The sequence below is a fragment of the Oleiphilus sp. HI0123 genome (assembly GCF_001635315.1).
The window spans coordinates 1-2,015 of record NZ_LWGE01001353.1 but is presented as its reverse complement, the minus strand read 5'-3'; the positions used below and the strand labels follow the sequence as shown (position 1 = coordinate 2,015).

Sequence of the window (2,015 nt, the reverse complement as noted above, 5' to 3'; positions counted from 1 at the left end):
GTTGAATACCATGATAAATCGCATTTTCTACTAATGGTTGTAGGGTTAAAGGGGGGATCAATACCTTTTTCTTGGCGTTGTTGAGCTTCCATTCAATCTTTAGCCTGTTTCCTAATCTAAGGGCTTCAATATTCAAGTATCGTCGGCATAGCTCAATTTCTTCACGAACCGGAATCAGAGAAGTTTGGTTGTTTAATGTAGCCCTGAAAATGGTTGATAGATCTATGACTGCATCTTCGGCTTTTTGTGGATCGATTGCGATCAGGCTGGCGATGCTGTTCATGCTATTAAACAGAAAGTGAGGACGAATTCTAGCCTGCAGTGCTTGGATGCGCGCTCGAAGTTCTGCTTGGCGCTGTTCTCGCCATTGGTGTTGCAGGAAGAAATAACGCAGTAAGATGCTCGCGAGCATCGAGCTGATGAGTAAACTCTTTGATAGAAATAGTTCCGGTTTTGTAATGACGCCCGGCAGCAGGAAGTTGATGCCTAGCCAACTGAAAAACAGCGTGATGATGGCATTGCTAGATAAGAAGTAAATGCTGATAAATTTCGGGCTTTTGCCAAATAGAAATTTTCGGGTTGTACAGATTACCGCTGCAAAGCTGAGCGTGAGTGAGTGGCAGTAAATAGATAGCAGGCCTAGTTTATCCCAACTGATTAACTCGTTTGAACTCAAGACCAGACATAAAACCAGCGCTAGAAACTGGGTTAGGATCAGCAGAAACAGAACGGCATTGATTCGACAAAGGTCAGGAATGACAAAATTGGAGTTCTGCTCACTCCCTGAAGCTTGCTTAGAATCATCAGCATGGCTGTTTTTGTTTGGCTGTGATTGCTTGGCGTTTCTATGCATGATAAATGACTGGTTTCTTTACAAGGGATGACTAAGGCGTATTATTCGCTTTTGTGCTACAATGCGCGCCGCAATTTTGACTCCACAAATTTCAGTGTAGATGGGTAATCAAACATGAGCAATGCAAACGACAATAACGGCCAGCTAAATACGCAGAGTGATTCAAGTAAAGAAAAGCCATGGGGAGGACGCTTTACCGAGCCTACCGATGCTTTTGTTGAACAATTTACTGCGTCAGTAGAGTTTGATCAGCGTTTGTATTTCCACGATATCCAGGGCTCTATTGCGCATGCGACGATGCTGGCAAAAGTTGGCGTGCTGACTGAAGAAGAGAAAACGCAAATCATTCAGGGCTTGAAAGAGGTTCAGGCAGAAATCGAGAGTGGCAAATTCCAGTGGTCTGTCAAACTGGAAGATGTACATATGAACGTCGAGGCAGCCTTAACAGAAAAAATTGGTATCACGGGCAAGAAACTCCATACAGGGCGATCTCGAAATGACCAGGTTGCGACAGATATTCGTTTGTATCTACGAGATGAAATCGATGTGATTGCCAGTGAAATTACTCGTCTTCAGGATGGCATGGCAAGGCTTGCTAAGCGTGAGGCTGCAACAATAATGCCGGGCTTTACTCATTTGCAAACAGCTCAGCCAGTCACTTTTGGTCATCATATTCTTGCTTGGAACGAGATGCTTCAACGTGACTATGAGCGTTTGATGGACTGTCGTAAGCGCGTGAATATTATGCCGCTAGGTGCAGCAGCTTTGGCGGGAACGACTTATCCTATTGATCGTAGCATTACGGCCGAGTTATTAGGCTTTGACCGACCTAGTGAGAACTCTCTTGATTCAGTCAGTGATCGTGACTTTGCTATAGAGTTTTGTTCATTTGCCAGCTTGGTTATGATTCACTTATCGCGAGCTTCTGAAGAGTTGATTTTGTGGGCATCGGCTCAGTTTGATTTTATCGACTTGCCGGACCGCTTCTGTACTGGTTCGTCTATCATGCCGCAGAAGAAGAATCCAGATGTGCCAGAGTTGGTACGAGGCAAGTCGGGCCGGGTAACGGGTCATATGATTTCTCTATTGATGTTAATGAAGTCTCAGCCTTTGGCATACAACGAAGATAACCAGGAAGATAAAGAGCCATTATTTGATGTCT

The 2,015-nt window shown here is 44.5% G+C and carries 2 protein-coding genes; one reads left to right on the top strand and one right to left on the bottom strand.

Features of this window, described 5'->3' with window-relative positions:
* On the bottom strand, positions 1 to 853 hold an 853-nt coding region (locus tag A3761_RS16895), incomplete at its 3' end, for a sensor histidine kinase (RefSeq protein ID WP_068750562.1).
* Positions 854 to 967: 114 nt separating this feature from the next.
* Here A3761_RS16895 and argH point away from each other — a divergent pair.
* A partial coding sequence (argH, locus tag A3761_RS16890; protein ID WP_068750559.1) for an argininosuccinate lyase occupies positions 968 to 2,015 on the top strand: 1,048 nt, incomplete at its 3' end.